Source organism: Rhodoferax ferrireducens T118, assembly GCF_000013605.1.
Lineage (GTDB): Bacteria > Pseudomonadota > Gammaproteobacteria > Burkholderiales > Burkholderiaceae_C > Rhodoferax > Rhodoferax ferrireducens.
The window spans coordinates 662,667-675,783 of sequence record NC_007908.1 but is presented as its reverse complement, the minus strand read 5'-3'; the positions used below and the strand labels follow the sequence as shown (position 1 = coordinate 675,783).

At 61.0% G+C, this 13,117-nt stretch carries 13 protein-coding genes; 12 read left to right on the top strand and 1 reads right to left on the bottom strand.

What is annotated here, in order from left to right; translation table 11 throughout:
• The first annotated feature begins 38 nt into the window (after window positions 1–38).
• The 3 genes from RFER_RS03245 to RFER_RS03235 all read left to right on the top strand — a co-directional run bounded on the left by RFER_RS03245 (window position 39) and on the right by RFER_RS03235 (window position 2,609).
• Window positions 39–545: a thioredoxin family protein gene (locus RFER_RS03245; RefSeq protein WP_041790088.1), complete on the top strand. Its 507-nt coding sequence runs from the start codon at window positions 39–41 to the stop codon at window positions 543–545.
• A gap of 246 nt (window positions 546–791) precedes the next feature.
• The gene (locus RFER_RS03240; RefSeq protein WP_011462974.1) at window positions 792–1,550 is read left to right on the top strand and encodes a fumarylacetoacetate hydrolase family protein; all 759 of its coding nucleotides are present in this window, start codon (window positions 792–794) and stop codon (window positions 1,548–1,550) included.
• A gap of 141 nt (window positions 1,551–1,691) precedes the next feature.
• The gene (locus RFER_RS03235; RefSeq protein ID WP_011462973.1) at window positions 1,692–2,609 is read left to right on the top strand and encodes a DMT family transporter; all 918 of its coding nucleotides are present in this window, start codon (window positions 1,692–1,694) and stop codon (window positions 2,607–2,609) included.
• A gap of 136 nt (window positions 2,610–2,745) precedes the next feature.
• Here RFER_RS03235 and RFER_RS03230 read toward each other — a convergent pair whose 3' ends face one another.
• The gene (locus tag RFER_RS03230; protein WP_011462972.1) at window positions 2,746–3,618 is read right to left on the bottom strand and encodes a PEP-CTERM sorting domain-containing protein; all 873 of its coding nucleotides are present in this window, start codon (window positions 3,616–3,618) and stop codon (window positions 2,746–2,748) included.
• 381 nt (window positions 3,619–3,999) lie between these two features.
• Between RFER_RS03230 and RFER_RS03225 the strand changes: the two genes are divergently transcribed.
• The 9 genes from RFER_RS03225 (at window position 4,000) to RFER_RS03185 (ending at window position 13,096) form a co-directional block, all read left to right on the top strand.
• Entirely contained in the window at window positions 4,000–5,133 is a 1,134-nt protein-coding gene (locus RFER_RS03225; RefSeq protein ID WP_011462971.1) for a TIGR03118 family protein, read from the top strand.
• Between the two features lie 337 nt (window positions 5,134–5,470).
• Window positions 5,471–6,241, top strand: coding sequence for an SDR family oxidoreductase (locus RFER_RS03220; RefSeq protein ID WP_011462970.1), 771 nt, complete (start codon window positions 5,471–5,473; stop codon window positions 6,239–6,241).
• Window positions 6,242–6,371: 130 nt separating this feature from the next.
• Window positions 6,372–8,003, top strand: coding sequence for a peptide chain release factor 3 (locus tag RFER_RS03215; RefSeq protein ID WP_011462969.1), 1,632 nt, complete (start codon window positions 6,372–6,374; stop codon window positions 8,001–8,003).
• 26 nt (window positions 8,004–8,029) lie between these two features.
• On the top strand, window positions 8,030–8,881 hold the full coding sequence (locus RFER_RS03210) for an HAD-IIB family hydrolase (RefSeq protein ID WP_011462968.1): 852 nt from the start codon (window positions 8,030–8,032) through the stop codon (window positions 8,879–8,881).
• Between the two features lie 73 nt (window positions 8,882–8,954).
• Window positions 8,955–9,410: a DUF2721 domain-containing protein gene (locus RFER_RS03205; RefSeq protein WP_011462967.1), complete on the top strand. Its 456-nt coding sequence runs from the start codon at window positions 8,955–8,957 to the stop codon at window positions 9,408–9,410.
• A 36-nt stretch (window positions 9,411–9,446) separates the two neighbouring features.
• Window positions 9,447–11,336 (top strand): ATP-binding cassette domain-containing protein, encoded by a 1,890-nt coding sequence (locus tag RFER_RS03200; protein WP_011462966.1) that lies wholly within the window; start codon window positions 9,447–9,449, stop codon window positions 11,334–11,336.
• 31 nt (window positions 11,337–11,367) lie between these two features.
• On the top strand, window positions 11,368–11,676 hold the full coding sequence (locus RFER_RS03195; RefSeq protein ID WP_011462965.1) for a DnaJ domain-containing protein: 309 nt from the start codon (window positions 11,368–11,370) through the stop codon (window positions 11,674–11,676).
• Entirely contained in the window at window positions 11,673–12,221 is a 549-nt protein-coding gene (locus tag RFER_RS03190) for a hypothetical protein (RefSeq protein ID WP_011462964.1), read from the top strand. The genes RFER_RS03195 and RFER_RS03190 overlap by 4 nt, the downstream gene beginning before the upstream one ends.
• 128 nt (window positions 12,222–12,349) lie before the next feature.
• Window positions 12,350–13,096 (top strand): hypothetical protein, encoded by a 747-nt coding sequence (locus tag RFER_RS03185; protein ID WP_011462963.1) that lies wholly within the window; start codon window positions 12,350–12,352, stop codon window positions 13,094–13,096.
• Window positions 13,097–13,117: the final 21 nt, after the last annotated feature.

The window sequence follows — 13,117 nt, the reverse complement described above, 5'->3', positions numbered from 1 at the left end:
GACCGACAATTCTGCCTTCACACTCCGCTGTGCCCTTGATGAATACCCTATCCCGCGTTCTGACTGGTCTTCTGTTGACTCTGCTGTCCTCGCTTGTGGTGGCGCAAGATCTCCCCACCAAATTTGACCCCCATCGGGATGCGGCCAAAGATGTGGCGACGGCCCAAAGCTTGGCAAAGGCCACTGGCAGGCGCGTATTGGTCGACGTCGGTGGGGAGTGGTGCGCGTGGTGCCGCATGCTTGATCGACTTATTGCTTCACAACCGCAAATCAGGGCGTTGATTGACAGTCACTACGTGTGGGTCAAAGTGAACTATTCACCCGAAAACAAGAACACGGCCGTACTCTCCAGGTGGCCCAAGATTCGAGGTTACCCGTATTTGCTTGTCTTGGACGGAGCCGGAAAATTGCTGCACGCCCAAGGCGTTCAAGGACTCGAAACTGAAACGGAAAAAGAAGCTGACGAGAATTACGATCCCGACCGGGTCATGGCATTTCTCAATCGCTACGCCACTGCGACCAGCGTTTCTGCGCAACACTATTGAACATTGAACGCCACGAGGAGCCAAGCCATTAACCCGCGAGAACCGAGGGTGTTCATTGCCGCTGTAGAAATTTTGGCTTTGTCGGACGGCAGTGCAGATCAAAACGCAGGTGCCGAGACCATTGAAATGGTGACCAGAATGCCGCCCTCTACCTGCAGCCTGGGCTGACTGGTCTGGGGCGAACAGTTTGGACTGTTGTCGGTCAGGGGCCAGCATAATGGGTTGGTCAAGCCACCCGCTACCGCCATGTCCATCCGCCCCGATACCCAAACACTGATCACGGCCCTCACCCGAGCCCGCCTGAGCGGGCAGCGACTATGTGCCGCTGACTGGGTCGGCGCGGTCCACAGCGAGGCCGATGCCTACGCGGTTCAGGACGGCGTGGCCACGGCACTTGGCTGGGCCGAAGGTCCGCTGGTGCGGCACTGGAAGTCCGGCGGCAGCACCCGATCTGGCCCATTCAGCCATGCGCCGTTGGACCCGGCGGCCATCAACCCAGCGGGCAAGACTGGGCTGCTGCTGGGCGTGGAGGCCGAGGTGGCGCTGCGCCTGGGCCGCGATGTCAGCCCCGAGGCGGCACGCGCCATGAAGTCTGAGACCGCCGGGGACTGGGTCGATGCGATGGCCGTTGCGGTGGAGTTGGTGGCATCGCGCTGGACCGAGGGGCTGGCCGCGCCGGAGCTTCTGCGCATGGCGGACCATCAATCGAATGCCGGTCTGATGCTGGGTATTTGGCAGCCCTATGCGGCGCGCGATTGGTCGGCCCAGACCTGCCAAGTGAAGGTCGGCAGCCAGACGCCGGTCACCTGTACCGGCAGTCATTCACTGAACGACCCGGCCTGGCTTCTGCCCGCCTGGTTGCAGCACCTGACCCGCCATGGGACCACGGTCGCGGCCGGCACCGTGGTGACCACAGGCTCCTGGGTCGGCTGCCTGCCCATCCAGCCGGATGATCGCGTCAGCGTCGACTTTGCGGGCCTGGGTCATCTGACGGTAGGGCTGTAGCCGGGCAGTTGTTAGTGCGGGCAACATTGCCCAACTTGGCCTGCTGGTATCGTCCGCGACTGCCCATTCACCCCGCTGCCCATAAACTCCTGGGGTGTCCCATGCAATCCCCGATCAGCGCTGGTGAAGCCAAAAGTCGCCATGTCAAATGCAATGCAGCGCCGATTGGCGTTGGCGCACCGGCACGTCCGAATGCGTGTATTTCGGCTGCCCGCGGTTTGGCGTGGCATGCTGTGGGTGGCGTTAAGCGGCCTGCTGTTTACCCTTCTCAACACGATCGTACGAAACATCACCCTGTCTCTGGATCCGTTTCAATCGCAGTTCTTGCGCTATTTGTTTGGCGTGGTGGCCATGTTGCCGCTGCTGTGGCGTCAAGGCTTGAATGCCTATCGCCCGGTTAACTTGCGCGGCCAGTTTGGGCGTGGCGCGGTTCATACTGCGGGTCTGATGCTCTGGTTCACGGCATTGCCGCATATAGGCCTGGCCGACATGACGGCAATTGGCTTTACGGGCCCGATTTTCATCATGATTGGCGCAGCATGGTTCTTGGGCGAGGATATGCGAGCAGATCGCTGGGTGGCGGCAATGGTCGGCTTTGCAGGTGTACTGGTGGTGGTTGCCCCCAGACTCACTGGCCAGGGTGGCTGGTATTCTTTGGTCATGCTGGCATCGGCACCGGTATTTTCTGCCTCCTTTTTGATGACAAAGACACTTACCCGTTACGAAAAACCGGGTGTGATCGTGCTGTGGCAAGCCATATCAGTCACCATCTTGAGTCTGCCATTGGGTCTGATGAATTGGTCGTCTCCGACAGCATGGCAGTGGCTGGGATTTGTGACCGCAGGCGTATTGGGCTCACTCGGTCACTACTGTCTCACACGCGGGTTTCGCGTCGCCGACATCTCGGCCACACAGTCCTTGCGCTTTCTTGACTTGATCTGGGCGTCGTTGATGGGTTGGTTGGTGTTTTCCGATGTACCCAACCAGACCACATTACTGGGTGCCTTGGTCATTCTGGCGTCTACGGTGTGGATTGCTCGACGCGAACATCGGCGTTGATGATCAAATTTTTTGGGCAATGGCCGGACTTAATCTACTGGAGCCGGTGAGCATGATGGAGAGTTCACCTTCAAATCCAATGCCAGGTGCACAAGCAACCCCGGCCAAAACGCAGCTTGTGTCGTTGCCGTGTCGGCTACTGGCTAAACCGACGCCAAACGATGCCAGCAAGACCAAGCAGCAGCAACACCAAAGTGCCCGGCTCGGGAATCGTGCGCCCGTTGAGTGAGAACGCCGCGTTGAATGTGGGCGCCGGGTCACCGCCGACGATGTCCGTTCCGACCCGCAGCCAATCCGGCGCCAGGTTTTCATTCCGTATCCACGTCTGCAGGTCCGGACTGAAGGGCGTGCCGGTCGCCCCTATCGGCCTCGCCGCCGACAACCAGAGGAATTCGCCATCGGTGACCTGGACCTGCGGCACGAAATAGTAATGGTCCGCGGGCAAATCGAACGGGGTCGTGAACGTGACACTGAAAGTCACCTCCTGTCCATTGACCGGGCCTTCGCCGCCGTTCGTCTGATTGGGGGCCGGGTTTATACCGGTCATCACCGAATTCAGGGCGGTGAAGCTATTGCTTAGCACCGAGGTCGAGAAGGTCAGCCCGCCCAACACCGCATCGAAGTCGCGAAAGGTGACGTCCGAGGGCGAGTTGACCCGCGTCGGCACGTTACCCGACGGCGGTATTGCTGAGTCCTTGGGAAACACATGGTAAATCTCGACCCTGACGTCACCTACCGTCGGCGTCAGGCCGCCTGTGCTGGTGAGCAAGCCGGTGAACGTGGCGCTGTTGATTGTGGTCGAACTGGTGATGACGAAATCGTCCGCCGACTCGATTTCGCTCTTTCCTGCATCTGCAGGGCGCGACGCGGTGGCGATTTTCCCGTCCACGTTTCCGGTGTTGAAGATGAACGGCGTTGCAGCAACCTGAAAAGCCGTCAGGCAGCCAACCAGGCCCAGAAGAGCAGAAACAGTGCAGACGCGTGTTGCGAAACGCCAGTTCGAGTCCATGATCGGCTCCTTTCAGTGCGGTCTTGTCGGCTGAGTTTTCGAGGACTCTTGGCCAAAGCATCAAACGAGCCACCCAAAAAAATCTCATACAAATCAGAGGATTACAGAATTCCTGAGATCCAGGTGTAAAAACTCCCGACGAAGCATGGTCGTCGTGGACATCGAAAACAAGTCGATCAACATCGTGGGCAGGCGCGCAGCGCGTCCGTGAAGGCCGTCGAGCTTCTTTACAAATTGCCGAGACCAAGCCCAGCAGAATTTTCTTCTTCTCTCTTAACTCATTGATGCATATAAGAAAAGGAGTTCGCGCGGGAGTCTGGCCCGGTAATTGCTGAGCAATTTCCTCTGCCCGAATTTGTACAGATATTTGCGAGGATAGTCATGAAAAATCCGATGTCTTTTTGGGTGCGTTCAGTACGCGCGCTGGGCTTTTCTGCTGCCTTGAGTTGTATCTCCGTGGCCATGGCGGCCCCCGTGTACACCGTCACCAACCTTGTGACCGACGATCAGACCGCGCATCCAGCGCAGATCACCGACCCCGGGCTCACGAACGCCTGGGGGCTTTCCTATTCGCCCAGCAGTCCTTTTTGGGTTTCCTCTAATGGCGCCGGCACCGCGACCCTGTACTCGGTGAATCCATCGACCCAGCTCACGGCGAAAACCCCGTTAGTCGTTGCGATCCCGGGCGCCGGCAATGTCACGGGCCAGATTTTCAACGGCGGTACGGGGTTCAACGCGGACAGGTTTCTCTTCGTGAGTGAGGACGGTACTGTTTCGGGCTGGCGCGGCGCGCTTGGCACTACGGCCGAAATTCTCGTGCCCGCATCATCAGCGAACGTCTACAAGGGTGCGGCCTTTGGCACAGCCGCAGGCAACGACTACCTTTACGCCGCCAACTTCCGCAGTGGCGCCATTGATGTATTCAAGGGCAGCGCTGCAGCGCCGACCCTGCCGGGGAGTTTCGTCGACCCCAACCTTCCGGCCGGCTATGCGCCGTTCAACGTGCAGAACCTCGGCGGCACCCTGTTCGTGACCTATGCCCAACAGGACGCCAGTCAACAGGATGAGGTCGCAGGCGCAGGGCTTGGCTTGGTCAATCGCTTCGACCTCAACGGCAACCTGCTAGGCCGCGTTGCCAGCGCAGGCAGCTTGAATGCACCGTGGGGCCTTGCCATCGCGCCGGGCAGCTTCGGTTCTTTGGCAGGCGCATTGCTGGTGGGCAACTTCGGCGACGGCCGAATCAGCGCGTTCGATGCCTTGAGTACCGCGTACCTGGGGCAGCTTCTCGACGCCAGCAATCAGCCGATCACAATTGATGGACTGTGGGCCCTGGCACCAGGGAACGGTGTTGCTGGCGGAAGCACCCAGAGCTTGTACTTCACCGCTGGCCCCGACGGTGAAACTCACGGGCTGTTTGGGGTGTTGACCGCGGTTCCAGAACCAAGCACCTACGCGCTCATGCTGGCTGCACTTGCCGTCCTCGCGGGCGTTAAAGCTGGTCGGCGCAGGATCTGAATCTGCTCAAGCCCATCGAAGGATGCGGCGGCTCAGGGCAATCGGGGCAGCTTCGTTCAGAGGCGAATGTCGCGCCGCGAAACAGCGGCTGAAGGGATGCCCCCTTCCGATGATGCAGCTGGTTATCAGCATCCCGTCTCACGCAGCATTCCGCGACATTCGTCTGCCCCCCGGTTTCTGGACGATCGCGGGTCCTGGCCCCGGAGAAGTCATTGAAGCCAGACTTGTTGGCATTCCCGCTCACCCAACCAAAACAGGCAAGGGCCCGTGTGTCGCCTGCGTGGCAGACCAGAGGGGCGCAAGGACTGACACTCGCGTTCCCCAACAGGAGGTATTCATGGACATAAGGAACAAAGTCGCCATCGTGACCGGCGGCGCCAGCGGGATCGGCCGTGCGATTGCGCAGCGCTTTGCGGCAGATGGTGCACGCGCCGTGGTGGTGGCCGACCTCAACTTCGAGCGTGCCCAAGCCGTGGCCCGCGACATCAAGGGTCTGGCCGTGCGCTGCGACGTCAGCCAGGAGGCCGACATCCAGGCCCTGGTGGCGACGACGCGCCAGCACTACGGGCAGGTCGATGCCTATATCTCCAATGCCGGCATCCTCGGCAACATGGGCGGCCTGGACCTGGACGATGCGTTGTGGAACCGGATGTGGCAGATCCACAGCATGGCCCACGTCTGGGCCGCACGCGCCGTGGTGCCGGAGATGGTGGCGCGTGGCGACGGCTTCTTTCTGGTCACGGCCTCCGCCGCCGGGCTGCTGACGATTGTGGAGTCCGCCCCTTACGCCGTGACCAAACACGCTGCGGTGGCTTTTGCCGAATGGCTGCGCATTGCCTATGGCCGCAAGGGCGTGCGGGTGTCGTGCCTGTGCCCGCAGGCGGTGCAGACCGATATGCTCACTGGCGACGGCGGCTCGGCCTCGCACGACAGCATCATTTCTCCCGAGCAGGTGGCGAACGACGTGATCAGCACCATGTTGAGCGACAAATTCCTGGTGCTGCCGCACCCCGAGGTGGCGCAATACTTCCGCAACAAGGGCCAGGACTACGAACGCTGGATCGGCGGCATGCAGAAAATGTATGCCCGCCACGCCGAGGGCGGCTAGCCTCAGCCGCCTCCGGTAAAATCAGACGCATCCGGGCACTCGCCCGCATGCGCCGCGCCGCATGACAGACCGGGCTATCGTCGGGTTCTGACGCAGGATGCGCGCGCTCTGACCCATTTCTGGAATTCTTGTGTCCTACACTGCCGAAACCCGCCGCCGCCGCACCTTTGCCATCATTTCCCACCCCGACGCGGGCAAGACCACGCTGACCGAAAAGCTGTTGCTGTTCTCGGGCGCGATCCAGATCGCCGGCTCGGTGAAAGCGCGCAAGGCCACGCGCCACGCCACCAGCGACTGGATGGAAATCGAGAAGCAGCGCGGCATTTCGGTGGCCTCCAGCGTGATGCAAATGGTCTACCGCGACCATGTCATCAATCTGCTCGACACGCCCGGCCACAAAGACTTCTCCGAGGACACCTACCGCGTGCTGACCGCCGTGGACTCGGCGCTGATGGTGATTGACGCGGCCAACGGCGTGGAGTCGCAAACCCGCCGCCTGATCGAGGTCTGCCGCCAGCGCGACACGCCCATCATCACCTTCATCAACAAGATGGACCGCGAGGTGCGCGATCCACTGGACATTCTGGACGAAGTCGAGCGTGAACTCGGCATGCCCTGCGTGCCCATGACCTGGCCGGTGGGCCAGGGCAAGACCTTTGGCGGCATCATCAACCTGCGCACGCAGGTCATGACGGTGTTCGAATCGGGTAGCGAGCGCTTGCCGCACGACTTTGACGCCATGCCCTTGTCTGACCCGGCGGCCCTCAAAGCCCGCTTTGGCAGCGAGTGGGACACGGCGCTGGAGAGCATGGAACTGGCCACCGGAGCCTCGCCCGCCTTTGACCGCGAAGCCTTTCTGGCCGGAAAACAAACCCCGGTGTTTTTTGGCTCCGGCGTGAACAACTTTGGCGTGATGGAAGTGCTGGACGCCCTGGTGGACCTGGCGCCGTCGCCGGGTCCGCGCACCAGCTCCTTCATCGTCAACAAACAGCCCGTCATCAAGCAGGTGCAACCCGAAGACGATGCGTTCTCCGGCGTGGTATTCAAGGTGCAGGCCAATATGGATGCGAACCACCGCGACCGCATCGCCTTTGTGCGCATCGCCTCGGGCAAGTACTCGCCGGGCATGAAGCTCAAGGTGATGCGCACCGGCAAGGAACTGCGCCCCACCAGCGTGGTGACCTTCATGAGCCAACGCCGCGAGGCGGTCGAAGAAGCCTACGCCGGGGACATCGTGGGCTTTACCACGCACGGCGGCGTGCAACTGGGCGACACCATCACCGATGGCTCTGTCAACCTGCTGTTCACGGGTTTGCCGTTTTTTGCGCCCGAGATGTTCATGACCGTGGTGCTGAAAAACCCGCTGCGCACCAAACAATTGCAGCAGGGACTGGCTCAGCTCGGTGAGGAAGGCGCCATTCAGGTGTTCCGGCCCGAGATGGGCGGCAATATGCTGCTCGGGGCCATCGGCCAATTGCAGTTTGAAGTGGTGCAGCACCGCCTGAAGGGGGAATACGATGCCGACATCCGCCTGGAAGCAAGCCAGTACACCGGCGCGCGCTGGATCACCGCTGACTCACCGGCAGAGCTGAAAGAATTCGTCCACGCCTACCCGCAGCGCATGGCGCGTGATGCCGCCGACACGCTGGCCTACTTGTGCACCAGCCCCTACGACGTGCGCCTGGCGCAGGAGCGTTTTCCGAAAATCCACTTTCACCCGCTGCGCGAGCACGCCGGCTTGGCGCTGCAAAGCGCGGCTTGACGCAGGGGCAAGCGACGATCGAACCCATGAAGGCGCTTGCTTCCTGGCCCCAACAAGACCGCCGCCAGCTCATTGGTGTCTTCACCGACATCGACGACACGCTAACGACAGACGGCGCCATCACGCCAGATGCGCTGCAGGCGCTGACCCGCTTGAAAGCGGCCGGCTTGCATGTGATCCCCATCACCGGGCGGCCGATTGGCTGGTGCGAGCCGTTTGCCAACGGCGACCCGGCGCACGGCATCGCACCCTGGCCGGTGGATGCCATCGTGGCAGAAAACGGCGCGGTCGCCTTTGCCTTTGCCAATTTATGCCAAATCAGCCTGCAGCCCCCGTGGAATAAAGGCATGCAGCTATCAAAACTGTATCAAGAGTCAGACGCCACGCGCGCCAGCCACTTCACCCGTCTGCAGCAAGTTGCAACCCAGGTGCTGCACGACGTACCCGGCACCAGCTTGTCACAAGACTCGCCCGGCCGCGAGACCGACATCGCCATTGACCACAGCGAATTTGCCCACCTGCCGCCGGACCAGATTGCCCGGGTGGTGGCCATCATGCGGGCCGCCGGCATGAACGCTTCTGTGAGCAGCATCCACATCAACGGCTGGTTTGGCAGCCACAACAAGCTTGAGGGCGCGCGCTGGATCGTGCGCGAATTGTTCGGGCGTGATCTGGATGCCGAACGGGATCAATGGGTGTATGTGGGTGATTCCACCAATGACCAATTGATGTTTCAGCATTTCAGGCACAGTGTCGGTGTCGCCAACATCCTGCGCTTTGCATCCGAGCTGACGCACCAGCCGCGCTACATCACCCGCAGTGAACGCGGCGCCGGTTTCGCCGAAGTGGCGCGCGCCATCCTCGATGCGCGCGGTTAATATGCGGTTTTGCGGCCAAGCCTGCAGCCGATCCAGGCAGCGCCCCTAACCCAGCCTAACCAAGCGAAGCGCCATGTTTTTCACCACTGATCTCGCCACGATCTCGCATGGCATTCAGCTTGCCGTCGCCCCGGTCTTTCTGCTCACCGCCGTGTCCGGCATGATTGGCGCGGTGGCGGGGCGGCTGGCGCGCATCATCGACCGCGCCCGCCTGCTGGAAGATCGGATCGAAGCGGCCCCGGCGGACAAGCCCATGGCGGCGGAATACACCGAGCTGGCACGCTTGCGCAAACGCGGCGCGCTGGTCAATGCCTGCATTGCGCTGCTGACCTTCTGCGCCATTTTGATCGGCCTGACCATCGTGGTCCTGTTTCTCGGTGAAACGACTGAGTTGCAGATTTATCGCGTCGCAACCTTCTGTTTTCTGTCGGGGGTTCTTTTTTTCCTGGCGGCGCTGCTGTGCTTTTTTTGCGAGACCCTGCTGGCCACGCGTATTCTCAAGTTTGCGCGCCCGCCAAAAGACGTTTAAGCCAGGTTATTCAGGGGGCAGGATAATCCTCCCCCTATGGCATTAATTACCTTTCTCAACGCGCAGCTGGCTTTCGGCCATGTTCCCCTGCTCGATCACACCGACTTTGCCCTGGAGACGGGCGAACGCGTCGGCCTGATCGGGCGCAACGGCACGGGCAAAACATCATTTTTGAAAATCCTGGCCGGGCTCGAAAAGGCCGACGACGGCGTCCTGCAGTTGCAGCAAAACCTGCGCCTGGCGTATGTGGCGCAGGAGCCGCAGCTCGATCAGGATGCTACTGTTTTTGTAGCTGCTAGTGCAGGTATCGCGGGGGTTATCGCCCTGATTGATCAATATTGCGAGGGGGTTGGCGATCTCGATGCCCTGCAAAGCCAGATTGAAGCGCAAGGCGGCTGGAACTGGGAGCAGCGCGTCACCGAAACGCTGCACCGCCTGCATCTGAACGAAAACGACATCGTCGGCACACTCTCGGGCGGCACCAAGAAACGGGTCGCGCTGGCGCAGGCCCTGGTAGCGCAACCGGACGTGCTGCTGCTCGATGAACCCACCAATCACCTCGATCTGGACTCGATCGAATGGCTGGAAGACCTGCTGATCGGCTTCAAGGGCAGCGTCGTCGCCATCACCCATGACCGGAGTTTTCTGGACCGGGTCGCGACCCGCATCATTGAGCTGGACCGGGGCATTCTGCGCTCGTATGAGGGCAATTACGCCCGCTACCAGATTCTCAAAGAGGAGCAGCTGGCGCAAGAAGCGGTCATCAGCGCCAAGGCCGACCGGCTGCTGGCGCAAGAAGAAATCTGGATTCGCAAGGGTGTCGAAGCGCGGCGCACCCGCAGCGAGAGCCGCATCGTGCGCCTGGAAAACCTGCGTGCCAGCCGCAAGGCGCACCGCGAAGCCGTCGGCAAGGTCAAAATGGACGTGGCGTCCGGTGGCTTGAGTGGCAAGCTGGTGGCCGAGTTGACGCAGGCCAGCCTGTCCTTCGGCGACAAAGTCATCATCAAGGACTTTTCGGCCACCATTTTGCGCGGCGACAAAATCGGCTTGCTCGGCCCCAATGGCGCGGGCAAGACGACCTTGCTCAAGCTGATTCTGGGCGAATTGGTACCGGACAGCGGCAAGATTCGCCAGGGCACCAACCTGCAGGTCGCCTACTTTGACCAGATGCGCAACGCGCTCGACCTCGACGCCACGCTGGTGGACTTCATCAGCCCGGGCAGCGAGTGGATCGAAATTGGCAACCAGCGCAAGCACGTCAAAAGCTACCTGGGCGACTTTCTGTTCTCACCGGCACGCGCCAACTCGCCCGTGCGCTCGCTCTCCGGTGGGGAGCGCAACCGGCTGCTGCTGGCGCGCCTGTTTGCCCGTCCCGCCAATGTGCTGGTGCTCGATGAGCCGACCAACGATCTGGACATTGAAACGCTGGAACTGCTGGAAGAACTGCTGCAGAACTACGCCGGCACCGTGTTTCTGGTCAGCCATGACCGCACCTTCCTGGACAACGTGGTGACCAGCACCATTGCCTTTGAGGGCGACGGGCTGTGGCGCGAATACGAGGGTGGCGTGCAGGACTGGCTGCTGCAATCCAAACGCAGCAAAGAAATTCAGAATGCTACCATTTCAATAGCTGTTAACGCACAACAGACGGGGGCTAGAGGCCAAAAAAACACCAAGTCCAGCGACAACACGAAAACCGTGACGGCACAAAAACTCAGCAACAAGGCGCAGCGCGAAGTTGACACGCTGCAGGCCAGAATTGACGTCCTGGAGCAGGAGCAGGCTGCCCTGCGCGCCACCCTGACCGACGCCAACCTCTATGCCAAAGACCCGGCGCGCGCGACTGAACTTTATGCGCGCGACGCGGCGATTGATGCGGAACTGCTGGCGGCTCTGACCCGCTGGGAAGAACTCTCGGCCATCTGAACCAGAGCGCCTTCAGACCCTCAAAGCACGCATGACCGACCACTACGCCACTCTGGGCCTGCGCAGCGATGCGACGCTGGCCGCCATCAAGAAAGCCTTTCGCCAACAGGCCTCGCTGCACCACCCCGACCGCAACGCGGCAGCAAGCGCCCCCGCGCGCTTTCGTGCCGTGCAGGAGGCTTATGAAGTGCTCTCCGATGCGGCCAAGCGTCAGGCCTACGACGACAATCGGCGCCGCAACCTGCTCGACAGCCCGATCGATACCGCGCGCGAGATTTGGCACAATTATTTCGATCAGTTGCTGCGCAACGTCCACGACACAAAGACTCCGAGACCATGAATATTTCGCCCTTTTTCCGCAACCTGCGCTCGGCCTACCAGGCCGAGCTGGAAGACTTGAGGTCTGACTCCGAAGGCCGTGACGTGATGCGCCAGCGCCTGACACAGCGGCGCAAGGAGCTGAAATTCCTGCTGCAGATGATGGAGCTCAGTCCCGAGATGGTGGCGGTGATCCTGCATCAGGGCTTTACCTTCAAATCGCCTGCGATGATGGAACATCTCTTGAGCCTGGCGCCGGATGAGTTCCCCGACTGGGACAGCTTGAGCGACGCGATTCAACCGGCGCCTTGGGCGCACGACTTGATCCAGGTCATCCGCAAAGAGCCCGTGGGTGACTGGTTTTTGACCGTCGCCGCCGGTTTGGAATACATGCACCACAAGCCCGCCACAGCGCCCGCCCACATCCACGAGCCTGAGGAGGACGCGGATGAAGACCTTGAGGCTGATATGAACCCGTTGGACGCCGAAGAAGAAAGCGACGCCCGTTCGCGCGAAGAAGCCGGCGCCGACTGGATGGTCGAGCAGGGCTTCGACCGCAAAGACTAGAAAAGAACCTTGCGGGACAGACCGCAGCTACGCGCAGCGAGCCAGCTCTGTCCTCAACTAAACTGAAACTTTGCGGGACAGACCGCAGTTACACGCAGTGAACAAGCTCTGTCCTCAACTGATTAAATATGAACCACCTTGCCCTCATCACCAAAACCCAAAGCCTGATTGCAGCGGGCGACATCGTTGGCGCCGAGTCCGCCCTGGTCGAGCTGGCCGACACCGAGGGCGATTCAGCGCTGATGCTGGTGCTGGAGCAACTGCCGCCCAAAGACATCCTGGCGGTGATCCGCGAATACGACAACTCGCGCGAGTCTGTCATCAACCTGCTGGTGACGCCAAAGCAGTTTGCTCACGCGGTGGTGATTGAAAAGCAATACAAGGATCTGACCCGTACCCACCTGCGCGGCATGGTCAACTCCATCATCTTCAGGGATGGCTCAGATCCACTTGAGTTTTTGACGGCCATGGGCGACCTGGAAGGCGGTGCCGAGGCGCTGGCCGACTATTTTGAAGAAAAGTGGAGCCGCATCGAGGCCTTTGCCCGCACCGGCACCTTTGATGCCGTCGACGACGATGGCCAGATGCTGTCCGAGACCGCACTGCTGGGCTCGGCCTACGTGCCCCCGCGCATCGAACAAGACGAAGTGGCCGACCAGGACTGGATGGAGCTGGCCTGGATCCTGCGCTATCGGTGCCCCGACCTGTTCATTGAAATGCTGCTGGTGCTGCGCGCCAAGGCACGTGCGTTTGAGGCCGGACTCAGCGAGGAAGAAGAAACACCGGAGGATGATGGCAAGGTCGAAACGGGCGACACCGACCGCGGCAAAGCCACGCCGGCAGCACTTGAGTCCGATGAAGAGTCCGCCATCTGACGACCACAAAAACCCAGCGCA